This window comes from Bacillus silvicola, assembly GCF_050524305.1.
GTDB lineage: Bacteria > Bacillota > Bacilli > Bacillales > Bacillaceae_G > Bacillus_A > Bacillus_A cereus_AT.
This window is the reverse complement of the sequence record NZ_JBNGVC010000017.1, coordinates 356693-381530: the sequence shown is the minus strand read 5'-3', so window position 1 is coordinate 381530 and position 24838 is coordinate 356693. Positions and strand designations below refer to the sequence as shown.

Sequence of the window (24838 nt, the reverse complement as noted above, 5' to 3'; positions counted from 1 at the left end):
ATATTGCAATATGTTTCTTATTTATTTAGCTATTGTTCTTGCTATTGTTTGCTTACTGTCTCTTACAATCGAAGGATCTGTAACAACTGAACCATCTGTTCTCTTTAATGTATATTTTGTTACCAGTTGATATGCTGTAAATCCTGTGTTTTTACCAGGTATACTTGGAATACTCTTTTCCTCTGTTTCTTCCGTTGCATTCGTAGAAGTTTTAGTAACTTCTGTTTGTATTGTTCTTGAAACACTCGATTTAATTGAAAGAGATGATTCTCCAAATTTCAATCCTAAGTCTGATCCAAAGCTCATTGCAAGTGTATCAGACATCTTTTTTTGATCTATCTCACTTACACCTGATTTAACTGTATATTTACTAGTGGCACCAGCAGGAATAATTTCTGAGCGTACTTTCTCCCAATATTCTTCTTTTACTAAGACATAATATGGTGAATTGTGTATTTTTGTATAATCACTCGCACCATTATCCTTTACCATGATAGATGGTATTAAAGATGCCCCAACAACAACAGAATTTGACGTTTGAGGTAATTGTTGATCAATAGCCCCACTTGTATTATAATCTGGAGCATTTGGTCTAGTTCCTACAGTTGGTAAGGTTGGTAATGAAAAAGTACTGCGAGCAGCTGGAATGTTAAATAACCTGTCGTTATCAGAAGGATTTGATTCATCCAAATCTACATAATCTTTATATCCATACATTTCAACCCCCGCCCAAGATGCAACTTTCCCAGATCCTTGGTTTACAATTTCAAAATTATTATTTCCCTTGTCTCGTAAATACCATTGTTCATTAGGGGCACCAGTCCAACTCGTTTGTCGCAAACCCTCATTATTGAAAGAGGGGAAATTACGAACACCATCACTACCAATGATAGCACTACCAATCCCTACAGGTTTTCCACTATTTTTATTTACGATTGCATATGCTCCTCCATCAAGTGGGAAAAATACAAATTGTTCATTGTCACCACGGGCTCCATCCCATAGAACAATACCTGCATCATCAGATTGCCATCCTTTATATACATCCCAAGCTATGTTTGTATTAGCTGCCAAATGAATAGTATGATATTCATTATTCGCTGGAGCTGCTGCTTGACTTGAAGGAGCCCAGATAGATAGACTCATTGCTCCTACACCTAACCCTGCCATGACTTTTTTTGATATTGATTTCATAATATTTCCCCCTAGTTTTGCCGGTAAAATCCCTACAAGATTACAAAAGATGAAATTATACTGTACATTGCTTATACTTTTATTGCGAAATAAAATCACTTTTGCTATGTAGAAACTTAAAACCAATTTTGTACAAATATGATACTTTTGTGATTCGAGATCCTTTTTAAAGTGACTGAATATTAAGAAAGTTTAAACCGACATAATGTTACTTGCAACTTTACTAAACTCCTATTTAGTGTAATTTGCTCCTTTCTTAATGGTCCTACCAGTTATGTTATTTATTAAAACATTAAATTCCCGCTGCGTATATAGTAAAATTTTGTCGTATATAGTAGAATTTTATCTTATGTATTTGATGATTTTATTGTTACATTCTTAATATGAGTGAGAGGATATTATACTAATAAAATTAATGATGAATTCTATTGTAGTAATTATAATGATTACAACTTAATATATCCAATGAAAAAATAACTATATTAATTTAGAGGGGGTTAGTTTTTATTTTAGAAAAATACTTATAGAATAATTTAATGGTATTACTTATACTTTTTTACCTTTATTTAGGTATGCATAATTGCATGAAATGTGGATATATCAAGTAATATATGTTATATTATTAAGTTTTATAGAATAATTCCCGATATTACTATAAATAAATACTTAATTTACCATATTATTCAAAAACATCTTTATATAGTCATAAAAAACCTCTGAAATACAATTCATTCCAACCACCTCAATACTTGACATGAAGATAATAAAATGGATTCTTATCGATCCGTTATAACAAGAAGTTTTAAAACATGAAAAGGCCGCAAAGCTTTCTTGAAAAAGCGCTTTGCAGCCTTCTGGTTTCTTGTTTCGCTTGAAAAAAATGGTTTGCATTTCCTTTCAAATTAACACCATGATATAAATATATCCATTGCCCTTTTACTTTAATACATGTTTCATGGACTCTTCAAGAGTCATTGGTTTGAGGTGAAATCAGATTCATTTGTCCAATTCAGAACCATACTGATGAACGCTACGCATAATAATTGTATAAGAAATGGATAAACCCCGTTTCTCCATCATTTTCACCAAATCACGTACCCTTTCTAGAGTAATAGAAACAGTATGCCCAAGTTTTAGAGATTACTTACACGTATATTAAAGTTTTTGTACCAGAAACAGATACCAAGCTTATATTACGGTATATTTTTCACGATACTGTCTAGGAGTCATGTTTGTAATTTTTTTAAAAACCCTTATAAAATAACTTTGGTCATGAAAGTTAAGCAAAGTGAAAATATCTAATACTGGATATGTAGTTAGTGTTAATAATTTTTTTGCTTCTTCTACTCGTTCCCTTTGAATATATTCACTTAAAGGAATTCCCACTTCTTTTTTAAATAATTTAGATAAATAAGTAGGGGTAATCGCCAAATGATCAGCGAGTTTATTGAGAGATATTTCATTGTAAACATTTTTTCTAATATGATTCAGGCATGCAGTAATCGCTTTTGAATACTTTTGCGCATTGTATTCTTTCACACGATCTGCAAAAGTACGTAAAGCGTCTCCTGACAATCGCTTTACAGAGTCAACGTTATCTAGTTGTTCAATGGTTTGTATATACAAAAGACTAAGAGAAAAAGCAATATCTGATGGAAGGTTACCATCTATCGCATATCGAGTAGCTAGAGTAATCGCAATAATTCCAAGAACCTTTTGGTTTCTGAGTGGATCTGCTGCTAAAATAACCCCATCACCTTCTTTTGGAATTGCATACATATATTGTAACAACTTTTCTTTATTTCCTTCTTTGATTGCTAAAAAATAATTATGTACTAATGCCGTGTTGTGAGTTTCAGGATTATTTTGTTGGCGTTTTAAAATATATAAATCAGGTTTCACAATTTTATAGGGAACTTCCTCTAGCAATTTATTTTTTTCTAAAACGATATCTACATCTAATTTTTCATTGAAAATCATGTAATGTAATAAGATTCCGATATCAATTAAAGTAGTTTTTTTAATCTCGGGTAGGCACTGATAATAGGCAAGTCTTTCTTGAATTTTATTACTTGAGTTAAATTCTTTCCGAATTTTAAAGGTTATATCACCTGAGCCCTTTGGATGTATAGTGGGACCGATTATAATAGTCCCTTTTACATAATCATGATTTGCTATATGAATTAGGACGAAATTTTCAAGATAACTGTTACATCTGAAAAGTGGGAAGTTATTGGGATCATTTCCTTGATAAATGTCACTAAGATGTTCTTCTTTAGAAGAATAAAATGGACTACAAACATCATCAGAAATAGAATGATATAGAATTTTTTTGTCTGTAGATAAAATATGAACAGGTACATTAAAGGCTTTATGTGCGAGATCACACAAGTGTTGTATGTCGATGGAATTATTCATTACCTTCTCCTTTTGATTAGATTAAATGATAAATTTTTACATTGTTCCTTTATAGATTCATAAATTATTTGCCGTCAGGTATAACTCACGACAAAATATTACTATGAAATATCAAAATAGTACAATTCTCGACAAAATATCACTATATTTTTTTTATGAAAATCATAAATTATTTAATGGTTACAACAGATGAAAATAGAAACAAAGAGTTGGCAAATAATCTGTCTAAAATACGTGAAGAAAATGACAAGTTAATAAAAAGTTTAGAATCAACGTTAAGCTCCCAACAAGAAAAGAAATTATATGAAAATTTCAAAGCAAATTTCGGCGAGTTAAGACCGAAAATGAAAGAAGCACAAAATTTATCAATGCAAAACAAAAACGAAGAGGCTTATGCTTATTATTTAAAAGAAGTTAAGCCTGCTATGCAAAAATCAATTAATTCTATTCAAGAATTCGCTAATTCTAATAGAAACCAAGCAGAACAATTACAGGAACAAAATGCTAGCAGCGCCAAAACTGCAATAATGACTTATATTCTTATTTCAGTTTTGGGGACTGCAATTATTATATGTATTGGATATGTCATTAAAACAGCTATTCAACGTCCAATTACTTTATTACAGCATGATATAAAACAAGTAGCAGATGGAAATTTAGTAATACGTACTTCCTATCAAGCAAATGATGAATTAGGAGCTATTGTTACCTCTTTTAATAACATGTTAGATAATTTACAACATTTAATTGAGAAAATACAAGTAACGACATACGAAGTTATCTCCTTTACTGACAGTATGTTGCAGAATACAAAACAGGCATCTAAAATATCTAACGAAGCTGTTTTAACAATTAATGAAGTAAATAAACAAATAGAAGGACAAGTTACTAATATTCATGAAAGTTCAACAGCGATGAATGACCTAACAAATAGAGTTCAATCAGTAGCTGAATCAGCAGCAACTGTTGCTGAAGTATCTGTCGCTACAACAGATCGTGTAAATAATGGTAGTAAAGTAATCAAGCAATCTATTACTCAAATGAATAATGTGCATGCAGTTGTTGAAGAAACATCTACGGTGATAGAACGTCTTATTATGCGTACACAGCATATAGATAAAGCTTTAGACGCGATTACAAATATTGCGGAACAAACAAATCTGCTTGCTTTAAATGCTGCAATCCAAGCAGCACGTGCAGGAGAAAATGGAAAAGGATTTGCAGTTGTTGCAGCTGAAGTGAGAGATTTAGCTGAACAATCCAAGCAATCCGCAAATGAAATTAATGATTTAATTAAATCGATCCAGCAAGATACAAAAGATACTGTTCAAATCATGAGAAAAGGACACGAAGAAGCTATCCAAAGGAAGAAATGCTGCTAATGAAGCAGACGAAGCCTTTTCAACAATCATGAAAGACATTCATAAGATAACGCGTCAAATCCAAGAAGTATCAGCTATAACAGAAGAAATGTCTGCTGGAACTGAAGAAATTAACGCTTCACTATCAGTAGTATCAGAAACTTCTACAAGAGTAGCGAAAGATACAAATTAAACCGTACAAGCCATTCAAACTCAAGCATCAGCCATTACAGAAATAACAAATCAATCCATGCAAATAAGGAAAAAAAATACAGAATTAGAAGGCTTAATTTCACGATTTAAAATTAAAGAATAAAAAAAATAAAAGGAAGAAACAATTAATTTAAGCTTGATTGATATGTGGTTCCGCCCCATCGCTATCAGGCTATCAAATCAACAAATCAAAATATCCCTAAAATGAAAAAATACGCTATTCTTTCTGTAGAATCAATCGAACGAATTCGTTCGATATCTTTTATTTAGATAAAAACCACCGATTCATTAAATCGGTGGTCTTATGTTTATATATTATATATTTGTATCAGTATCGAATTTTTCCAGTACTTTTAATAAAATAGTTAAAATGATTGTGGACACAATAGCTACAATTAAAATACCATGAGGTGATAACTGTACCGAAGTTAATCCGATTTTTGCGATTCCAAAATATCCAACATAAGTAGCTAAGAATGATGTAGCTACTGAAATTGTAAATCCTAAAAATCCCAACTCGTCTAATTTTTTCTCAGTCAGTCCACATACACTTAAAATCTTAGTAAAAATAGTCGCAACGAGGAATAATCCGATAGATAAAAGGAATAATGACATTGCTCCAGGATATACAATTTCATCTGGCATCCATTTTCCTAATGCTAGCATTAAAAATGCAGGTAGGAAAAGTGGTAAAAACAGTCCTAGAATTATTACTAAGACCGCTGTTTTATTCGGGGTTTCATTATTATTTTGATTACTCATAAATCCTCCTAAATACTAAGATGAAAAATAACTTCTTAAAGAGTTCAATATATATTACCACATTAAAATCACCGAATTGATATTATTTTTTATTCAGAAAATGGAGCGGGTTATCTACTGTTTGTAAGCTGGGTACTCGGTGTTTTACTGTATACGTTATTTAGGGTTACCGCCAGTATTTCGGAAAAAAACCACGCTAAAAGCATGCAAGATTTTATGCGAAAAATCGGGAGACATAGGGAACTATCGGGAGGCCAAAAGGCGCGCTAAAATAGGAATGTATAAAAAAATGCATAGTATCATAGAAAAAGAGAAAGGCGGATTCCTTGTGAGATTAGGATTCTGCCATGTCCTTGCTACCAATAATAGGACGTTATGTTAAACCATCCTGAATATTCTATACAGTCTACTCGTCACGTTTGTTGTGCTGTTTCATAATTAAAATCCTGTAAAGGCAAACTAACTTAAAAAGCCTTTGGAGGAACTTATGAGACAATTTATCGTGACATTAGTAATGTGTATGACCATTTTTGTAAGTCCATATCAAGCACAGGCAAGTGCATCAGCATCCTTACCATGTAGTGTTATACTAAATCCACTCAACAAAGCAGACAAGAATGCCAAAGGGGTTGCTTTGGTCTATAAGGTGAAGTTAACAGAGAGTTTTCCACGAACAAACATAAGCATTCTGGGTGTACATCTACCTGACCCAAGCACTTTAGGTAATTACGATACATACGAAGGTTTTGCCTTCATTCCAGACAAAATTAGTTGGCGATTCAAACTGTATCCTTCTGAAGAGGATGATGATCCTACTTGGGCGGGGAGAATTGACATTATTACGGCAGAAATGAAAGGCGTACAGATTCAAGTACGCCCATCCAATTCCAAAACCGAAAAATTAGGATTACCTGTTTTAACAAACAGTATCAAAGCCTGTAAATGAAGAACAATCCATACACCTTCCAATAGCGGAAATTATGTAAATATGAACCCCCTTCAGTAAGTAAACTGAAGGGGGTTTTTCTAGATACATGGAATACCGATAAGTGGGGTTATGTAAACTTATATAAACAGCTTATTTATAACGTAAAAAAACAGAAAATTCATGATATAATAGACCTTGTAATATCCATAATTCGGAAAAAATATTAGGAGGGAATTTATGCAATCATTTGTAAGACAAAATATAATTAATTATAAAACAATAGATAAGCTGTTTCTAATTTTAATTTTACTATCTGGTACTTTAGCTTTTAGCATAGATCAATTTTTATATGTTACATTTTTCTTATTAGGGATTATGTTTATATATAGAAGCATAAGAGATTTGTATTTAAATGTTTCATATATAATTATTGGTCTTGAATTAGTAGTAGGTGTATTTCTAGCCATATATATGGCATTTAATTATTTAGTTGTTTAGATGAAATTATAAAAAAGAATACTGCCTTTGATATGATCCCCTTATAGTAGACAGTAAAAAGAAAGCACATTAATCTGTTTACTATGGAGGGGATTTTTCTATGGGCAAAATTAGAGTAACTTATGATATAGAATTTAAGAAAAAAGCAGTAGATTTATACTTGAAAGAAGGAATGGGATACAAAACGGTTGCTAAAGAATTAGGAATTGATCACTCGGTAGTAAGACGTTGGGTGAAACACTTTGAAGCTGAAGGTATCAAAGGACTAGAAGAAAAACGTGGTAAAACGAAAGGTCCAGGTATAGGTAGACCAAAAACCAATCCAGAAGATCCAGAAGCTAAAATGAAACGATTAGAAGCGGAGAATGAAATGTTAAAAAAGCTCTTAGGGATGTAAAAGGAGGAGTGGAATCTGTACCAAAAACGAAGAAGTTTGAAGCCATCAAAGGGCTATCAGAAAAAGGTTATGCAGTTACCATTCTATGTGATATCGCTGGAGTAACTAGAGGTGGGTACTACAAATGGATAAAGCGACAGTTGATGCCTTCTGAAAAACAATTGGAGGATACCGAAATAAAAAAGAAGGTATTGGAGTGTCATAAAAAACTTAAAGGGATTTATGGATACAGGAGAGTACAAGTTTGGCTGAAAGCTACTTATAACCTTCATTTTAATCACAAACGTATACAAAGGTTGATGGGTGAACTAGGTATCAAAGCCATTATTAGGAGAAAACGACCTTATTACGGGAAGAAAGAGGCTTACGTGATTTCAGATAACCATCTGAACAGGGATTTTCAAGCTTCCAAACCAAACGAAAAATGGGTAACAGATATTACCTATTTGATTTTCAATGGACAGAGATTGTACTTATCCGCTATTAAAGACCTATACAACAATGAAATTGTTGCCTATGAAATTAGCCGTAGAAATGACCTGAAACTAGTACTAGACACACTTAAAAAGGCAAGAAAAAAACGAAACGTGAAAGGGATTCTCCTGCATAGTGATCAGGGGTTCCAGTACACATCTCGTCAATATACTCAACTACTCAAAAAATATCAGATGAAGGCTAGTATGTCCAGAAAGGGGAACTGTTGGGACAATGCTTGTATAGAAAGCTTCTTCAGTCACTTTAAGTCAGAGTGTTTTCACCTATACTCTTTCCGCACAGCTGATGAGGTTAAGTTTGCTGTGCGCAAATATATATACTTTTATAATCACCACAGGTTCCAAAAGAAACTAAATAACCTGAGTCCATATAAATATAGAACTCAGGTTGCTTAATTGTGTTTTTTGAATACTGTCTACTTGACAGGGGTCACTCCACTTTAAAGGTGGTATTCTTTTTTAGATTAATGAATTGTTTTTTTGTTTACAGGTTTCTTGAACCTTTTATTTATAGGGTTTTGAATGTATACTTTTCTTGTTAATTTTGAGAATATCGGGGGAATTGTTGTGAGGTCAATGTTTAAGGTGATTTGAAAATAAACTAATGGGTGAAAGTTTACTTTCGCATTTTGAGTCATTTATAGCTAATTTTGTAATAAATTTCTCAATATTGATATAGATGTTAAATATGGGTTTTATATCGGAAATTAACAAAAAATATAATATCATAAAAATTAAGATGGTTTGTGTCACTTGTTTTTCCCTTATGCTTAAGATAAGATCATCCTCTCCGATCTTATCTTTTTTTTGTGGATTTGCAACAAAAAAGGAATCCTTATTATATATAAGGATTCTGCAACAGGAAATAACAAAAATATAAATAATAAAAAGAATTAATTATATTATATATATTCATTTCAAGTTCAGCTTTGTCTTGGGTAGCACCTGATACCTTTTCTTCATATATAATGCCCATTCCAATTTCCTTCATTTGTTGTAATTGTCTCTTTGGGTTCTGATCAACAAAACGGTTCTGGTGCAAAAATAAAATAAAAGAGAATAAAGTGCATATATCCCTAACAGAATTGTATTTTATGCTACCAGTCCAAACAATTGATGGATGAATTCTTTCTGATTTTGAACAGATTGGTCCCGTAAATCAATCTGTTCTTTTTTGATCATATGCATGGCTTCAACACCACTCAATATAGAGGTTGCTGTTTTAAATGACTTGAATCCCAACATAGAACGCACGCGTTTCTTAATAAAACGATGATCCTGTTCCACTATATTATTGAGATATCTGACTTGCCTTAGTTGTATGCCTTCAGGCATATGTTTCTCTTCTTTCAACTCTTGAATCGCTACAGGATAGGCAGGATTCTTATCTACTGTTATCACGCGAGGTTTAGAAACGTACGAAAAAGCCAAGGCTTTCTTGAAAAAGCGCTTGGCTGCTTGTTTATCTCTTGATTGACTTAGATAAAAATCAATTGTATACCCCTCTAAATCGACTGCACGATATAAATACATCGATTGCCCTTTTACTTTGATATATGTTTCATCGACTCTCCAAGAGTCATTTGTTGACTTAAGATGATGTCGTACTTTCTCTTCTAATTGAGGTCCATATTGATGAACCCAGCGCATAATCGTTGTGTGAGCAATTGATAATCCTCTTTCCTCCATCATTTCCACCAGGTTACGAAAGCTCAAATTGTACCGTAGGTACCACCTTACTGTTAATAAGATTAGTTCAGGCTGATAATGCTTCCATTTGAACAAATTCTCCTTTTCCATACTGATCACACACCTTTTGTAGAGTAGTATTATCAGTATGTCCAAGTTTAAGAGATTTTTTGCACCAGAACCGGAAATTTACTAGTAACGAGTGCGATCTATGCATCTAATTTCGTTTTTAAAGAATATTTATCTATAAAAAATTGCACATCCAATTGTTAGTTGTGTCTAACAATTGGATGTGCAGTTCATCAATGAGATGCGACTTTTCTATCTATTTACACACGTACAGCTGTACCGCTTACTGCAACCATTAACATTCCATCGCGAACCACTTCGTAGTCTACATCGATACCAACGATTGCATTTGCTCCTTTTTGCGTAGCAAGTTGTTTCATTTCTTCCATTGCAATGTCACGTGCTTCTTTTAATTTACTTTCATATGAACCAGCACGGCCACCGACAACATCACGAACAGAAGCGAAGATATCACGTACGATATTTGCGCCCATAATTGCTTCACCGTTTACGATGTCTACATACTCAATAATTTCTTTACCTTGAATAGTATTAGTTGTTGTTATGATCATTCTTAACACGCTCCTATAATCCCTAAAAATTCATTGTTGTTTTTTATAATCTTATTATTACATGCAAGGGATCTTAACTGTCCCATTTGATCGTTAAATGTCCATACTCATCAAAGATATGGTCTCTATATCCATGTATTGTCTCAAGTCTAACAGTTTCATTTACATAAATCTCGCCATTTTCTTTAGCATAGAAGTTGTATTGTCCAAACTGGCTACTGGTCCGTGACCAAGCGGTGAATTTTCCTACCGTAGCTTCTCCAGAATCCTCGAAGCTATGCCATTTACCATTGATTTGTTGCCAACCTGTTAGCATTTTTCCTTTATCGTCATAATAGTATGTCTTACCATCTTTTTTAACAAACCCTGTCTGCGTAGCTTGTCCCCAGTCATTAAAATAATATGTTTTTCCGTCAATAGTTTCTGTACCATTCACAGTAGAAGATTTTCCATCTCTAAAATAATATTTTTCTTCACCAAATTCCTTCCAACCGGAATAGTTAATCCCATCTTCTAAACTAAAATATTTCACTGTATTACCTAATCTGCTGACCCCTAGTGGCTCAAGTGCACCATTTGGATAAAATGGTAATGTTTTATTGTCCAAAGTAACATTAACTGTTTTGTTTAGAGCTTTTCCATCCATCCCAGAAACAAACATAAGCCTACCTTCGTCGGAGAAACGAAGAATAACACCTTGGTCTTCTAAAGGTAGTTTACCTGTAGTAGCATGGTAATTTTTAAAATAATAAATTTGACCATCAATTTCTTTCAAGCCTTCTTTAATAAGTGCTCCAGATTCATCGGAATAGTTTAGACCTTCCCATGCTGATTTTTGTAGAATACCGTCATCGTTGAAGTTATAGTACTTACCTTCAATCTCAACACCTTTCCTTGTATCCCTTCCATAATCTGCAAAATAATATGTATTCCCATCAATTTCTTTCCAACCCTTCAAAATAACCCCTGAAGAATCCGCGTAAAAATGCTGACCATCTCTGTTTATCCAACTATTCGTTATCAATTTTCCAGAATTGTAAGCAGTCCATATAGAGGGATCTTTTGCATCAAATTTGAACTCTAATCCGTCATATGTCTTTCCTTCATGTTTCTTTGTCTCATTTTCCTTACGAGGATGCCAATCAATCAACCAATTATTCCACTCATTTGCTGCAAGACGAGATGTGAGTTTACTAGCTGTATTAATATCATCAGTAGTCCACGCTGGTGCACTTTTACCAGTCCTAGGAACGTATAAATATTGCCCTTTATTATTTTTTAAAGAAAACTGACCGTCCTTTCGAACAACAAGATCCCATATTTCATCAGAACTGATATCTCCATCATGAGTATAAATCCATTGACTGCGATCCCCAGATTTAGATGTAAGATATTTTACTTTTCCATTAAAGACGGATGATATAATGACCTTATTAGATCCCTTGCTAATCGGTGTAATTGTAAAATCAGTCCCTCGATTTGGATCCGAGTTACCTTCTTCATGGACATAATCCCCTGCTTCTAAGTTTATCCCGTCATTTATAATTTTTGTAGAAATAGAAGAATATCCCCCTGCTTTATGGTTTGTGTAGATATCAAGTGTACGTTTCTTCAGATCCTCACGAGCTTCAGGGTCATTCGTAGCATAATTAGAAAGAACATCTTTTTCCACTGTCTTTGAAGTACTTGTTCCTAGCGTTTGTTTTTCTGCAGGTAGTTTCTTGAAAAGTTCATCCTCATCAACACCAAAATTACGGATGCCATTATGATAAGCATTTGGGAAGTGTTGTTTTAAATATTTATATCCAAGATCATTTCTACGACTGCTATTGTCACTTTGTAGATAATAAGTTTTGAAATTCGTAAGTGAAACAGCCGTATTTCCTTCATCTAGTTGTTTTTGTGTAATATACAAAATATCATGTTTTAATGGATCTGGTTCATCAGGAGTTAAGTCTACAATTGTACCCGCCTGCTTAATACGAATTTGTTGTCCATGCTTGATTGTTTTATATTCAACTTTTCCATTTGGATAAGAAAGTTTAATCGTCTTGCTAAAATCGCGATTTTTATAATAATCAAACGCACTAATACCAAACTCTCCTTTTTGGAAAGTAGGAGCCATGTAAGTGATGTTTTCATAAAAATTATCATAACTAGTTTTTGCATTGACGTCCTCTAACCATTTCCCAAACGCCTCTGCAGCAAACGCTTCATAGATACTTCCAATTGTTGTAATAATCGTTGCAGCCGTATCAACATCTGCTTTCACTTTATGTTCTGTTACTGGGCTGGTGCTAAATAAAATCCCCATTGCAATCCCTACAGGAAGGACTTTTCGCATACCTTTTTTTGCTTTTCCATTCATAATTGTGCTCCTCACTTTGTGCTACCCTATTTTTTTCTATTTGTTAAACTGAATTTAACGTTCCGAACTGTATCTTAGTATAAATACCTTTCAAAAGTCTTTCATAAATGTTACAAAAGTCTTGCATGAATACCGTATAAAATTCTGAATTTTATACGGTGATCTATATTTTTTCAGCTTGACCTCATGCTTATTAACCGAAGATTTTTAAGTATCCCCAAACAAAATTGTCATTTATAAAATGAATGAAGTAGTAAACCAGAAAGGCTGGCAATATGCCAGCCTTTCTGGTTTTTTGGGTCTCAATTTTTATTTTAATAAATCAATAATAACTAAAAGGAATCGTTTGTCTCGTTCTTGTTATACAAAGGCCTTTTCTTAAGGTATATCATAATTACACCAATAAGGGGTACCACCCCATCGCTATCAAGCTAAGAAAATACAACTACCCCCAGAATGAGATTTTTGTACAAAAAACTTACCCTCATAATTATAGATAGTAGCAAATTTAAGTTGATGACTAATGCATCACATCAATGAAATTAGGATGGTTATCCTTATAAAAACGAAAGAAGCCCCAGATCATTGGAGCTTCTTTCATTTTTTGTTATGCGTCAGGTGTTAGAAGTATATAAAAGTAAAAGTTTAAAACGTTTGTTTTTCTGATATTTTCTCTTTCTGAGCATTGTATAAAAATGGACTCTGTGTAAAATACCCTCCTGCTAACAGCAGGGTAACAGAACCAACTAAATATAAATGAGATGGTTGAATATAATCCGATAAAACTCCACCTAGTAGATAGCCTACAGGTGCCATTGAACCTTGAATAGCATAAACGGCTGTTAAGGCTCTTCCCAAGTATTCACTCTCAATTCTACTTTGCAACAAGGTCTGAAATTGCACGCCCATTATTCCAATCATAAACCATGACAAAGAAAATAAAATAAGTGTTGTAATAAGAGAAACGGATAATAGCCAATATGAAGCAAACCAAGTACTCCCACCGATAAAAGCGACAGTAACAAAAATATGTTTCAAACTATAATTGACCAGTTTCCCTGACACCAAACTTCCAGATAATGTTCCAACGATATGGCTGTCATCCAAAGGCCATATTCCTGCCCTGTGTTTGCTAACACAGGAATTAAGCCCATTGGAATACACATCAACATGTTGATTCCTGTGAACGCTAAAATAAAAATGCGTAATTCTCCAAGTTCCCAGAAATAACGGATCCCTTGTAGAAATTCTTCCTTATAGGTAATTTCCTTATTTTCTAACGCTTCTTTTTCTACCACTCTTGGCAGCTTTAATATAAACCATATACAAAAAAACAATATAACATATGTTAGAGAGTTTAAAAAATATACCATTCCTATTCCAATTGAGGCAATAATAATACCAGACACCGCATTACAAATAATATCGAGGCTACTATATGTGAATGCAAAAATAGAATTCACTTTCCCTAACTGTTGCTTGTTCACTAAGAAAGGGACTAATGCACTTTCCGTCGGGTAACTGAGATGTGCTGCCATAGTTGCCACAAATATGAATGCGAGCAACAGAGCTGGTTGCAACTGATTTAAGTTATACAAAAACACCAATATAGAAAAAATAGTAGCTTGTATCCCCATAGAAATTATAAGTAATTTCTTTTTTGAATATCTATCAATAATGGGGCCATATAAGATTTGCAAAGCGACAGGTAACATCGTAATAAAGCTAGCGATCCCAATCCAGGTGTTGGAACCCATAATTTCCTTAATAAACCATATGGTTGCCATGTAATATAGGCTGTCTGAAAAATTTGCAACAATCCGTACGAAAAGTAACGTCAATATATTCTTGTTCATCATTTCTCGCTCCTTTAAATTGGTTTATTTCTAAATCATCCAATTTTAAAGGTGGCGGGCGTATGACAGGTTATATGTCCGTAATATAGTGGTACATATTATCATCCTTTTATTTATTATCTTTGAACATAAATGTTCCTAATTAATTAAAACTTCGATTCACGTAATTATACCATAAATTAACTAACTTTTCCGATAATTGGAGGTGGGTAATTTCTTAAGGTTTTAGTTGTTAGGTGTCGCCACATATCACTATCAAATTAAGACGATTTTGTATCTATATCATGAAAAAAACGCTATTCTTTCTGTAGAATCATAGGAAAGGATGGCGTTTTTGTATGTCTATTTCTGTATCTGATGAATTACAACTATTTGCTCAAGAGATTCAAAGTTTTTTATCTCCAAATACCTTACGGAATCTTGCTAGAGATGTTGGTTTTGTACAACGAGCCAGTAAGTACCAAGCAAAAGATTTAGTCGCTTTATGTGTATGGGTGAGCCAAAATGTAGCTATGACTTCTTTAACTCAGTTATCTAGCTGTTTAGAAACATCAACAGAAGTACTCATCAGTCCTAAGGGACTGAATCAACGGTTTAATAAGGCGGCCGTCCAACTTTTACAACACCTATTAGCTGAACTACTAAACCAAAAATTGACCTTATCTATGCCGATTTCTTCTCCATATACTTCTATTTTCAAACGCGTTCGTATTTTAGATTCAACTGCATTTCAACTTCCAGATCCCTTTTCGTTCGTTTATCCAGGTGCAGGTGGATGCAGCCATACAGCGGGAGTAAAGATTCAGCTTGAGTATGATTTATTAAGTGGACAGTTCCTTCATATTCATACAGGTCCAGGTAAACAACATGATCGAACCTACGGTTCCCTGTGTGTCCCAACTGTAACAGCAAATGATTTATGTATCCGAGATTTAGGTTATTTTCATTTGAAAGATCTTCAACATATACAAGAGAAAAAGGCTTATTATATCTCACGTATTAAATCGAATACACGTATTTATCAAAAAAATCCTAATCCTGATTATTTTCAAGATGGCAGAATCAAGAAAGGTACAGAATATATCCAGATAGATATGGAGGTTTTAATGAACTCCCTTCAACCAGGACAAACATGTGAAATATCCAACGCTTATGTAGGAATGGCTGATAAAGTCCCAACTCGTGTGATTGTTCATCGACTAACAAAAGAACAACAACAAAAACGATTACAAGATCAAGCTGTAAGAGAAAAAAAGAAAGGAATGAAGTATTCTCCTCGTAGTAAACGACTCAGTGGTATCAATGTATATATGACAAACACCCCTACAGATATTGTCCCAATGGGACAGGTACATGACTGGTATTCTTTGCGTTGGCAAATCGAAATTTTATTTAAAACGTGGAAGTCATTCTTTCAAATCCATCATTGTAAAAAGATAAAACCAGAACGATTGGAGTGCCATTTATATGGTCAATTGATTGCCATTCTACTCTGTTCTTCTATCATGTTTCAAATGCGCCAATTGCTCCTCATGAAGAAAAAACGAGAGCTTAGTGAGTATAAAGCCATATATATGATTAAAGACTATTTGCTTCTTCTATTCCAAACTATTCAAAAAAACACCCAAGAGCTATCAAAGGTGTTACTTCGCCTGTTCAATCTCCTACAGCAAAACGGGCGAAAATCCCATAGGTATGAGAAGAAAACAGTCTTTGATATATTAGGTGTCGTTTAAAATTGTACCATGTCTGATAACCAAGCAGCTTAATTCAAAAAAGGAAACCCGTTAGGGTTTATTTCGTATGCAAATCTTTAAAGCATCTACGTATAGACTTTCGAAAAAAAGAAACAATCTTGCTTATCATTGACGTTACACCGGCTTAGCTTGATAGCGATGTGGTACTACCCCTAAAATAAATAATTGGAACTCTTTTATTTCTCTAATTTGGCGTTTCTAATCATTTACTCCAGTGTTACTTTATTCAATCACAATAATATATTAAAAATTTGTGACACCTTACATTGTTAACATAATATATTTATCGTGCTCTTATGTTGATACCTACGCCTTAAGGAATACGGACACGATTCTGGGTATGAAGGGGCACTCTAGGAAAATATTCAAAGTAATTCTATAAAATTCATTAATTATTTGGATACGTTTCCTTCAAAAAACTTACAGATTGTTTGATTAGCGCTTTTAGAACATTACTATCAATGTCTGCCATTTTATTAATATAAATACACGATTTTCCAGAGGTGTATTTTCCAAAGCTTTTTAATAGTTCCTCTCTCTTAGGATCACCAGCTGCAAAATATAAACTAATTTTAGCCTTTCTTGGGGAAAAGCCTACTAATGGAGCATCTCCCTCATGACCAGATGCATACTTATAATGGTATGTTCCAAAGCCGATAATACTTGGTCCCCACATTTTTGCTGTATAACCTGTTGTTTCAGTAAATATATCTAATAATTGATATGCGTTTTCTCGTTTTTTAAGATTTTCAACACTTTCAATAAATTCAATTACACTATTGTTGGTTTCTTTTGTTTTAAGTTTGTACATATTAAAATCACTCCTTTTTAGACATAGGTTTCATAACATATATAATTATAATATAGGGCTCATCATACATGTCTCTTAACTTTAAAATGCTAACTGATTTCTTTAGCAATACACAGCATACTTTGTCTTAAGAAAATACAAATACTCTATTCCTGCATCAGTGATCTTTGTACCTGCCCGTCCTCTGCCTTTTACGACGAATCCTTCACTTTCTAAAATATCCAGGCGGCGGCGAATTTGCTGAGGAGATAAAATAAAGTCTGATTCTTTGCTTTTACTTGAAAGCAGATCTCTGCTTGCCGCTTTTCCTTTTTCGTTGCATTGCTTGATTACTTCCAAGATAAAAATATGCTCCTTCATTTCCAGTATACTTCCACATATGGAATATTCGGATGTCATGCTCCCCCCCTCTTGTCCCAGCATTGACGGAAGATTTCCTTTCGTCACGACATTTCCCTCACAAATCGTTAGCATATAATCAATTGTGCTTTTTAGTTCTCGTATATTTCCAGGCCATTCATATTGCATGAAATACTCCAGTACATCTTGTTCTATCTTTACCCATTTTCCGCTCTTTGTGATGAAATACTTAATCAAAATTGGTATATCCGCCCTTCTCTCAATGAGTGGTGGAATACAGAGATTAAGTACATTCAGTCGGTAAAATAAATCGGCTTTGAATGAACCGGCACGTATCTTTCCTTGAAGATCTTTATTTGTTGCGGTAATCACCCGTACATTAACAGGTATAATTCTTACACCGCCGATTCTGCGGATTTCTCCCTCCTGCAGAACGCGCAGCAGATGTGATTGAACTGTAAGGCTTATGTCGCCGATTTCATCCAAAAAGATAGTTCCATTGTCGGCTAATTCAAACAGACCTTTCTTGCCCCCCTTTTGTGCTCCTGTAAATGTCCCTTCCTCGTAACCGAACAATTCACTTTCAAGCAGGTTCTCTGTTAATGCGCTACAGTTTACAGCCAGAAACGGTCCGTTTTTGCGCAATGAATGTTCATGAATAGCATGGGCAAACAGTTCTTTTCCTGTCCCTGTATCACCCTGAATTAAAATTGGATGTTCTGATAAGGCAAGTTTCTTGGCGATTCGTTTACGCTCTTTCATTACAGTATGTTCGCCGATAATATCTTGAAATCCGTATTTAGTATGAAATCCTTTATTACGCATTTCTCTTTGCGCTGTTTTTTCAATTTCAAAGGCTTGATGTACACTCTTAAAAGTTGCGACAATTGTATTTTCTTGCACCATTTGCAATCGAAAAATTACGACATCCACGCCATCTATGTTGAAGAACTTGCTTTCATCCTTTCCATTCATGATGAAATCGGTAATATCCCCACGACTCATCACATGTTCTATATACTCATTAACCACATCTTGTGCCACAATATGAAACAATGCCGTAAGACGTTCATTGATTACCGTAATCCGTCCTTCCTGGTTAACGACCAATATTCCATCATCGACAGTTCCCAACACATTTTGGATATGCTCGCTCATCTGCTTAGCATCCCGCTCTGCATGTAATAGCTTACGTTGTAATTCAATGATATTGCTAATATACCTTTCTGAAACCTTCGAGGATATATCCTTGTTCAAACCGCAACATTCTACAACCTCCAGGATTGTTGTCATATCAAAAAGACGTACGCCTATATCGATTACTTCTTTTATGTAAGATGGGCACAGATGTGTTTCTCCTGGCGAAACAGCAATTCGAACATCATCATAAAACAATACCCCCTTCCGAAAAGGGATAAATTGAATATGATCGATACCAAGTTGATATAAGGATTCAATAAGATTTATAGTTGCATCATCATTATCATTCACCACCAGAACTGATGAATCTTCAGGTATTCTTAAAAGTTTATCAATATATTCATGATGAACTGTTCTCTTTCCCACAATTATTTCCTCAGTATTCACACTATACATATCATTTGTTTGATCATAAATAGAAGCTGATGAATACAAGATAATTGTATCTTCAAGGGACTGCGGTATTCCCTCATCCGCAGCATAGCTTTTAATATGAACATAGTCTCCAAGCAATTGTTCCAGTTGCTCCTTTAAGGCTTGCTTGGTTTTTGAGCTTCCAGCTATGAGTGTAAGTGAAAATTTTGACATTAAAACACCTGCCTACGTTTAAATTGGTTCTATTATATCGCCAAAAAAGAACAATAAAAACCAAAAACTCGAATCTTACCATAAAAATCCCCTTAAAAATCAATCTATTAATACTGGCACAGATATTGCATATATAAATCGATGAAGTGTCCGAGGTTATGAAAAGGAGGTAAACAGCAGAATACGCGAAAGAGAACATAGTCTATTGGCGGCACTTTGGTAAGCATTCTATTTCAACCCATTTATTTTAAATACAAAGGAGGAACACATATGAGCCAACTACACGAACAGACTGTTTCGCTTGGAAAAAAAGAGAAAAAAATTAATGTTTTTGTATTGCTGTTCGGCATTCTCGTAATAGCGACCCTATTAACTTATTTTTTGCCGACCGGAGAATATGCACGGATTGAAGTAAATGACCGGACAACTGTAGACCCAAATTCTTTTAAATCGATAGCATCAACTCCGGTCGGATTTTTCGATATGATAAAAGCTGTTCATACGGGAATGGTAGAAGCCGGCAATATTATATTTTTCTTGTTGATTATCGGAGGGTTTTTTGGTGTCTTACGAGCAACAGGTACGGTTGATATGCTTATCGCTACATTGGCTAGGAAGTTGGCGACGCGTGAAAAACTATTGATTCCTGCCGTGACGCTGTTTTTCGCTGTAGGTGGTTCTTTAATGGGGATGGCGGAAGAAACTCTGGCTTACCTTCCACTTATCATTCCTCTGGCTCTGGCTCTAGGATTTGATGCAATTACAGGAACTGCTATCGTCATAGTAGGAGCATTATCAGGGTTTACAACTGCCATCATGAATCCTTTCACAGTAGGACTTGCCCAAGGAATCGCAGAATTACCGATGTTCTCAGGCATAGTGTTTCGTCTTATTTTATTTGTTATCGTCTACCTTGTTTCAGTTCTTTATATCTATCGTTACGCAATGAAGGTAAAGAAAAATCCTTCTATAGGAATCTACGGAAAGTATACAAAAGAAGACGCGAAAAAGTTACTGCAATCAAGTGGGAAGTTAACAACAAGACATAAGTTCATCTTAGGAGCTTTTGTAATTAATTATATCGTTTTGGCGTTTGGTGTAATCAAATTCCAATGGTACATTACAGAAATTACATCTTTGTTCCTTTTATTGACAATAATAATTGGAATCATCGGCAAACTATCTGCAGATCAGATTGTTAACTCCTTTATAAACGGCTCTGCAGCCTTGCTCGGCGGTGCTTTGATTATTGGTGTATCGCGCGCCATTCTTGTTGTATTGAATGAGGGACATATCGTTGACCCTATGCTGCACCAATTATCTGTATCAATCAAGCATATTCCGGACTATTTAAGCGTTGTTGGCATGTACAATTTCCAAGCTCTTATTCATTTCGTTCTAGCATCTGGCACTGGTCATGCGATGCTGACAATGCCGATTATGGTGCCACTTGCAGACTTATTGGGTATTACACGCCAAACTGCAGTGTTATCTTTCTCTTTTGCTGATGGAATCGGAAATATGATTTTTCCGACCGCTACGACCTTAATGGCAGGCTTGGCGATTGCAGGAATTTCTTGGACAAAGTGGGCAAAGTGGATTCTGCCACTTGTGTTCATTCACTACCTCATCGGATTAGTAGCTGTTATCATAGCTCACTTCATAGGATATGGTCCATTCTGATATAAAACGAAAAGTATTGACAGGAGGAAAAAAGAATTGATTACCTTAATAAAAAATGGAGAAGTATACGCACCCAACTACCTAGGACGGAAAGACATATTAATTGCAGATGATAAAATCGCATTCATAGATGATAGAATCGTAATTCCTAACAACTTTGCTCCTATTTTAGTCATTGATGCGGCAAATCTTTTGGTTGTTCCAGGATTTATCGATTCACACGTTCATATTATTGGTGGAGGCGGAGAAGGTGGATTCAAAACCCGCACACCTGAGCTGATGCTCACTGATATTACAACTGCAGGTATTACAACACTAGTCGGTTTACTCGGTACTGACGGGACAACACGTAAAATGGAAAGTCTGCTTGCCAAGGCGCGGGCACTTGAAGAAGAGGGGGTTTCTTGTTTCATTCACACAGGCTCCTATCAAGTGCCAGTAAAAACGCTGACGGGAAAAATCGAAGATGATATTATTTTAATTGACAAAATTATCGGTGTTGGAGAGATTGCTATCTCCGACCATAGATCATCAGAACCTACATTTGAGGAGATAGTTAAAGTCGCCACTGCCGCACGCAATGGCGGCATTCTGTCAGGAAAAGCTGGCATATTAGAAGTTCATGTAGGGGACGGAGAGCGAAAACTTTCATTGTTGCATGAAATTGCAGATAAAACCAACATTCCGATTCGGCACTTCCATCCAACACATATAAACCGAAACGAAGAATTATTCAGAGCGGGTATTGATTACGCAAAACGAGGCGGTTACGTAGACTTTACCACAAGTACTACTCCTCAATTTTTGGAGGACGGAGAAGTGAAATGCAGTGAGGCATTACGTATTATGCTTGAAGATGGGGTCCCAGTCGGACATATTACCTTCTCCTCAGATGGACAGGCCAGCCTCCCCTTCTTTGACAACAACGGGGAGTATGCAGGCCTTCAAGTCGGAAAAGTATCTTCGCTATTTCACGAAGTACGAGAATCTGTTTTAGTGGAAGGCATTCCATTAGAAACGGCACTGGAAGTCATTACTACGAATCCCGCACAATTGCTGAAGCTTTCAAGTAAGGGCTGTATCCAAACCGGGAAGGATGCTGACATCGTATTGTTGGAAAAAGAAACGTTGGATATTCACAGCGTCATTGCAAAAGGCAAGTTTATGGTAGAAAATAAAGTTCCGATAGTGAAGGGAACATTTGAATAGAAAAGATAAAAAACCTCTAGTAATTGTTGCAATTCATAATACACTGAAAAGGCGAAGTCTGTTTGATGTCTTCGCCTTTGTTTATATAGAGCATGAACGGTTTCGATTCCTTTTATCGTACGTGAGGCATGACGAATATTTTTGGAATCCTAAGGAACGAGCGAAACGGCGCTTCACGTATCGATGATCTTGCTCGATGCAATTATTGAGATATTTTGTTGTACGATGAAAGGTATTTTTGTAAAAGTCTATGCTCTGTAATTTTTTAAATGCACAAGTTAAAGAAGGGGCTTTATCTGTAGTCAGAACCAATGAAACACCCATCGATTATAGAGAGAGCATTTTTCAATATGTACTAACTTATTAAAGATTGAGTAAATATTTTTCCTTTACTTGACTATTCTCCTGTTTAATTACCCTATGTGAATGTTAGCAATTGCTCATCAGATCCGACTCTTTTTAATATTTGTAAAGCTAGTTTTTCCCTTGAAAAATAGGTTTTTTAATTAATGAAGTAACAGGACGTATGTTAAATACAACATACTGCGTAAATAATGCTATTAATAATCCATGTACACATCCTGCAATTACATCAAATGGATAATGTACTCCTACCCATATTCTTGAAAAAGCTACACCAAGCGCTAAGAACAACCAAGTATATTTAAAACGATATGCAGAGAACAATAGTGTAGCTGCAATTACAATAGCTGATGTTGCATGATCACTTGGAAAAGAAGAATTAGCAGCATGATCTACGAGTTGTGTGATGCTATGTGAGACAAAAGGACGCTCCCTATAAATAAACATCTCGATGATTCTATTGATGGAATACGCTAAAGTAAACGCAACCATCGATTGAAAAGCTATTACACGAAAATTAGGTTTATTCTTTATCCATAACAGTATGAGTAGTAACACGAAAGCATATTGTACATATTCTGCAAATAAAATCATTACATTATCTATCAGTGGATATTGTTGTACTCTATTATTTATAAAGTTGAACCATTCATAATCTAAATCTTTAATATTCATTACATAATCTCCTTTAATGCTTTACCATGTTACATGCTAACAAAATATACCTTATTAAACAATTTTTATAAAATCCTAATAAATTCTTATTATATTTTTTCATTGTTTTCTACCATTAAATAATATTCTATTCAATTTTAAAAGGGTTACTAACAATGTACCATCTTATTTTGTGACATTAACATTACATTTTTGTAAGGTTCTTTTTTAAATTTAATAGTTCAACTTAGGGTCTCGCCACATGCCCATCAAGTTAAGAAATACATTCTTCCCCAATACGAAAAAAATGACTCATTTCTGAGCCATCTTGAATAAATAATTAGCTATATTCTTAACTGTTTCCGCAGAATGTTCGTTTACAACAATAACTTTAATTCCCCAAAATTCCTTCATTCCGATTTTCCTCTCAACCTTTTTAACGAATTATCCGAAAGAAGTCTCCTTCCTCAAGCGTGTGAAGGGCGTAACCCAACGGTAGGTGGGAGATGAATTTCGGTTTGGCATAGCCAAAAGCTTTTGATAAACTAGCTATATGAAGTTCTTTGCTAACTTGATATATGAGGCTACAGGAAGAAAATCGAGTGCGAAAACCAAGCCATTCGGTTCCTGCGTAATATATCAACCGTACCAAGAGAGCGTCCAAGCGTTGGACATTTAGGGGTGGAACACCCCGAAGTAACGCTCAGGGAGGCGAACGGTTACTTTCGTCGTGGAACTGAGAAGCTCCCACTTCAAGTTTTGCTAAGTGGCGATTAGTTCACTACTCCCAATTTGACATGGGAGGATAAAATCCCTCGTAATCGCGATTCTTAAAGAAACTTCATTTCCTGTAACATTCGTGCTGATGTTATTGGCCGATCCCCTCACTTTTTATTAACTCTTCGAGCGCTTCTAATGCTTCTTTTGCATCGTTACCTTCAGCTACGATTGTGATTTCAGCCCCACTCGGAACCCCAAGAGACATGACACCCATAATTGATTTTAAATTTACAGACTTCCCATTGTACTGAAGAGCTATTTCTGCCTTATATTGACCTGCTTTATTGACCAGCTGCATTGCTGGCCTTGCATGAATTCCGAATTTTTCGATAATTTTAAATGTTTTTTCTTCCATTTTATATTTCACTCTTCCTCTACTAAATTTTAATACTCACTCTATGTCCCGAGATGCCATATTAATGCTACGTCTATATCATCAAGCGATCCTTCTCTTACCATAAAACGTTTTACCGACGTCAATTTCTCCCCCTGGGCAACCATAATAACGAAGTACCATAGCTGCTGCCAGTAAACCTGTTCCGAGTAAGTTATGGCCTCAACTATGTCCATTTCCACCGGATTATATTCTGATACGCCACCTGAACTGTAACTAA

The 24838-nt window shown here is 34.8% G+C and carries 21 protein-coding genes and 3 pseudogenes; 9 read left to right on the top strand and 15 right to left on the bottom strand.

Annotation, left to right across the window (positions count from 1 at the left end):
* Window positions 1-21: 21 nt before the first annotated feature.
* The 3 genes from ACP6L7_RS33335 to ACP6L7_RS33325 all read right to left on the bottom strand — a co-directional run bounded on the left by ACP6L7_RS33335 (window position 22) and on the right by ACP6L7_RS33325 (window position 3612).
* A complete protein-coding gene (locus ACP6L7_RS33335; RefSeq protein ID WP_097833300.1) occupies window positions 22-1194 on the bottom strand; it encodes an RICIN domain-containing protein in 1173 nt (390 codons plus the stop codon).
* 802 nt (window positions 1195-1996) lie between these two features.
* Window positions 1997-2119 (bottom strand): hypothetical protein, encoded by a 123-nt coding sequence (locus ACP6L7_RS33330; protein ID WP_430529744.1) that lies wholly within the window; start codon window positions 2117-2119, stop codon window positions 1997-1999.
* Between the two features lie 263 nt (window positions 2120-2382).
* A complete protein-coding gene (locus tag ACP6L7_RS33325) occupies window positions 2383-3612 on the bottom strand; it encodes a helix-turn-helix domain-containing protein (protein WP_097833301.1) in 1230 nt (409 codons plus the stop codon).
* A gap of 155 nt (window positions 3613-3767) precedes the next feature.
* Here ACP6L7_RS33325 and ACP6L7_RS33320 point away from each other — a divergent pair.
* Together ACP6L7_RS33320 and ACP6L7_RS33315 are read left to right on the top strand one after the other, a co-directional pair.
* Window positions 3768-4926 (top strand): annotated as a pseudogene (locus ACP6L7_RS33320) (HAMP domain-containing methyl-accepting chemotaxis protein); the annotation flags it as partial.
* A 96-nt stretch (window positions 4927-5022) separates the two neighbouring features.
* Entirely contained in the window at window positions 5023-5166 is a 144-nt protein-coding gene (locus tag ACP6L7_RS33315) for a hypothetical protein (protein WP_373605120.1), read from the top strand.
* A 335-nt stretch (window positions 5167-5501) separates the two neighbouring features.
* Here ACP6L7_RS33315 and ACP6L7_RS33310 read toward each other — a convergent pair whose 3' ends face one another.
* Complete coding sequence (locus ACP6L7_RS33310; protein ID WP_097833302.1) at window positions 5502-5948, bottom strand: epimerase; 447 nt, start codon at window positions 5946-5948, stop codon at window positions 5502-5504.
* 487 nt (window positions 5949-6435) lie between these two features.
* Here ACP6L7_RS33310 and ACP6L7_RS33305 point away from each other — a divergent pair, with 487 nt between their 5' ends.
* The 4 genes from ACP6L7_RS33305 to ACP6L7_RS33290 all read left to right on the top strand — a co-directional run bounded on the left by ACP6L7_RS33305 (window position 6436) and on the right by ACP6L7_RS33290 (window position 8661).
* The gene (locus ACP6L7_RS33305) at window positions 6436-6894 is read left to right on the top strand and encodes a YoqH family protein (protein ID WP_048517272.1); all 459 of its coding nucleotides are present in this window, start codon (window positions 6436-6438) and stop codon (window positions 6892-6894) included.
* A 219-nt stretch (window positions 6895-7113) separates the two neighbouring features.
* Window positions 7114-7374, top strand: coding sequence for a hypothetical protein (locus tag ACP6L7_RS33300; RefSeq protein WP_003209860.1), 261 nt, complete (start codon window positions 7114-7116; stop codon window positions 7372-7374).
* 100 nt (window positions 7375-7474) lie between these two features.
* Window positions 7475-7771, top strand: a complete 297-nt coding sequence (locus tag ACP6L7_RS33295) for a transposase (RefSeq protein ID WP_000516528.1) — start codon at window positions 7475-7477, stop codon at window positions 7769-7771.
* 8 nt (window positions 7772-7779) lie between these two features.
* Entirely contained in the window at window positions 7780-8661 is an 882-nt protein-coding gene (locus tag ACP6L7_RS33290; RefSeq protein ID WP_430528867.1) for an IS3 family transposase, read from the top strand.
* A 696-nt stretch (window positions 8662-9357) separates the two neighbouring features.
* Here ACP6L7_RS33290 and ACP6L7_RS33285 read toward each other — a convergent pair.
* From ACP6L7_RS33285 to ACP6L7_RS33265, 5 genes are all read right to left on the bottom strand, one after another.
* Window positions 9358-10065 (bottom strand): IS6 family transposase, encoded by a 708-nt coding sequence (locus ACP6L7_RS33285; RefSeq protein ID WP_098361730.1) that lies wholly within the window; start codon window positions 10063-10065, stop codon window positions 9358-9360.
* Between the two features lie 218 nt (window positions 10066-10283).
* Window positions 10284-10595, bottom strand: coding sequence for a heavy metal-binding domain-containing protein (locus ACP6L7_RS33280; protein WP_002175272.1), 312 nt, complete (start codon window positions 10593-10595; stop codon window positions 10284-10286).
* A 73-nt stretch (window positions 10596-10668) separates the two neighbouring features.
* A complete protein-coding gene (locus tag ACP6L7_RS33275) occupies window positions 10669-12963 on the bottom strand; it encodes an N-acetylmuramoyl-L-alanine amidase family protein (protein WP_430529722.1) in 2295 nt (764 codons plus the stop codon).
* 645 nt (window positions 12964-13608) lie between these two features.
* Complete coding sequence (locus tag ACP6L7_RS33270; RefSeq protein WP_430529721.1) at window positions 13609-14001, bottom strand: MFS transporter; 393 nt, start codon at window positions 13999-14001, stop codon at window positions 13609-13611.
* Window positions 13998-14819, bottom strand: a complete 822-nt coding sequence (locus ACP6L7_RS33265) for an MFS transporter (protein WP_170961017.1) — start codon at window positions 14817-14819, stop codon at window positions 13998-14000. Before ACP6L7_RS33265 ends, ACP6L7_RS33270 begins: the two co-directional genes overlap by 4 nt.
* 338 nt (window positions 14820-15157) lie before the next feature.
* On the opposite strand from ACP6L7_RS33265, the gene ACP6L7_RS33260 reads away from it, so the two are divergent.
* Window positions 15158-16555 carry an IS4 family transposase gene (locus ACP6L7_RS33260; protein ID WP_430529720.1) on the top strand — a complete coding sequence of 466 codons (1398 nt, stop codon included), beginning with the start codon at window positions 15158-15160 and terminating at the stop codon, window positions 16553-16555.
* A gap of 409 nt (window positions 16556-16964) precedes the next feature.
* On the opposite strand, the gene ACP6L7_RS33255 is transcribed toward ACP6L7_RS33260, so the two are convergent.
* Both ACP6L7_RS33255 and ACP6L7_RS33250 read right to left on the bottom strand, forming a co-directional pair.
* Entirely contained in the window at window positions 16965-17387 is a 423-nt protein-coding gene (locus ACP6L7_RS33255) for a DUF1801 domain-containing protein (RefSeq protein ID WP_097833336.1), read from the bottom strand.
* A 102-nt stretch (window positions 17388-17489) separates the two neighbouring features.
* Window positions 17490-19535, bottom strand: coding sequence for a sigma 54-interacting transcriptional regulator (locus tag ACP6L7_RS33250; protein WP_098361809.1), 2046 nt, complete (start codon window positions 19533-19535; stop codon window positions 17490-17492).
* Between the two features lie 270 nt (window positions 19536-19805).
* Here ACP6L7_RS33250 and ACP6L7_RS33245 point away from each other — a divergent pair, with 270 nt between their 5' ends.
* On the top strand, window positions 19806-21218 hold the full coding sequence (locus ACP6L7_RS33245) for a YfcC family protein (RefSeq protein WP_097833338.1): 1413 nt from the start codon (window positions 19806-19808) through the stop codon (window positions 21216-21218).
* Between the two features lie 36 nt (window positions 21219-21254).
* The gene (gene iadA / locus ACP6L7_RS33240) at window positions 21255-22427 is read left to right on the top strand and encodes a beta-aspartyl-peptidase (RefSeq protein ID WP_430529719.1); all 1173 of its coding nucleotides are present in this window, start codon (window positions 21255-21257) and stop codon (window positions 22425-22427) included.
* Window positions 22428-22441: 14 nt separating this feature from the next.
* Here iadA and ACP6L7_RS33235 read toward each other — a convergent pair.
* The 4 genes and pseudogenes from ACP6L7_RS33235 to ACP6L7_RS33220 form a co-directional block, all read right to left on the bottom strand.
* A pseudogene (locus ACP6L7_RS33235) lies at window positions 22442-22748 on the bottom strand (DDE-type integrase/transposase/recombinase); the annotation flags it as partial.
* 153 nt (window positions 22749-22901) lie between these two features.
* Window positions 22902-23465, bottom strand: a complete 564-nt coding sequence (locus ACP6L7_RS33230) for an undecaprenyl-diphosphatase (RefSeq protein ID WP_097833340.1) — start codon at window positions 23463-23465, stop codon at window positions 22902-22904.
* 847 nt (window positions 23466-24312) lie between these two features.
* The gene (locus ACP6L7_RS33225; RefSeq protein ID WP_097833342.1) at window positions 24313-24579 is read right to left on the bottom strand and encodes a phosphocarrier protein HPr; all 267 of its coding nucleotides are present in this window, start codon (window positions 24577-24579) and stop codon (window positions 24313-24315) included.
* Between the two features lie 53 nt (window positions 24580-24632).
* A pseudogene (locus ACP6L7_RS33220) lies at window positions 24633-24801 on the bottom strand (amidohydrolase); the annotation flags it as partial.
* Window positions 24802-24838: the final 37 nt, after the last annotated feature.

Bases quoted from the DNA above. Each gene is read 5' to 3' on its own strand.
- ACP6L7_RS33335 (WP_097833300.1), bottom strand. From the start codon at position 1,194: ATGAAATCAATATCAAAAAAAGTCATGGCAGGGTTAGGTGTAGGAGCA.
- ACP6L7_RS33325 (WP_097833301.1), bottom strand. From the start codon at position 3,612: ATGAATAATTCCATCGACATACAACACTTGTGTGATCTCGCACATAAA.
- ACP6L7_RS33315 (WP_373605120.1), top strand. From the start codon at position 5,023: ATGAAAGACATTCATAAGATAACGCGTCAAATCCAAGAAGTATCAGCT.
- ACP6L7_RS33310 (WP_097833302.1), bottom strand. From the start codon at position 5,948: ATGAGTAATCAAAATAATAATGAAACCCCGAATAAAACAGCGGTCTTA.
- ACP6L7_RS33305 (WP_048517272.1), top strand. From the start codon at position 6,436: ATGAGACAATTTATCGTGACATTAGTAATGTGTATGACCATTTTTGTA.
- ACP6L7_RS33300 (WP_003209860.1), top strand. From the start codon at position 7,114: ATGCAATCATTTGTAAGACAAAATATAATTAATTATAAAACAATAGAT.
- ACP6L7_RS33295 (WP_000516528.1), top strand. From the start codon at position 7,475: ATGGGCAAAATTAGAGTAACTTATGATATAGAATTTAAGAAAAAAGCA.
- ACP6L7_RS33285 (WP_098361730.1), bottom strand. From the start codon at position 10,065: ATGGAAAAGGAGAATTTGTTCAAATGGAAGCATTATCAGCCTGAACTA.
- ACP6L7_RS33280 (WP_002175272.1), bottom strand. From the start codon at position 10,595: ATGATCATAACAACAACTAATACTATTCAAGGTAAAGAAATTATTGAG.
- ACP6L7_RS33275 (WP_430529722.1), bottom strand. From the start codon at position 12,963: ATGAATGGAAAAGCAAAAAAAGGTATGCGAAAAGTCCTTCCTGTAGGG.
- ACP6L7_RS33265 (WP_170961017.1), bottom strand. From the start codon at position 14,819: ATGAACAAGAATATATTGACGTTACTTTTCGTACGGATTGTTGCAAAT.
- ACP6L7_RS33260 (WP_430529720.1), top strand. From the start codon at position 15,158: ATGTCTATTTCTGTATCTGATGAATTACAACTATTTGCTCAAGAGATT.
- ACP6L7_RS33255 (WP_097833336.1), bottom strand. From the start codon at position 17,387: ATGTACAAACTTAAAACAAAAGAAACCAACAATAGTGTAATTGAATTT.
- ACP6L7_RS33250 (WP_098361809.1), bottom strand. From the start codon at position 19,535: ATGTCAAAATTTTCACTTACACTCATAGCTGGAAGCTCAAAAACCAAG.
- ACP6L7_RS33245 (WP_097833338.1), top strand. From the start codon at position 19,806: ATGAGCCAACTACACGAACAGACTGTTTCGCTTGGAAAAAAAGAGAAA.
- ACP6L7_RS33230 (WP_097833340.1), bottom strand. From the start codon at position 23,465: ATGAATATTAAAGATTTAGATTATGAATGGTTCAACTTTATAAATAAT.
- ACP6L7_RS33225 (WP_097833342.1), bottom strand. From the start codon at position 24,579: ATGGAAGAAAAAACATTTAAAATTATCGAAAAATTCGGAATTCATGCA.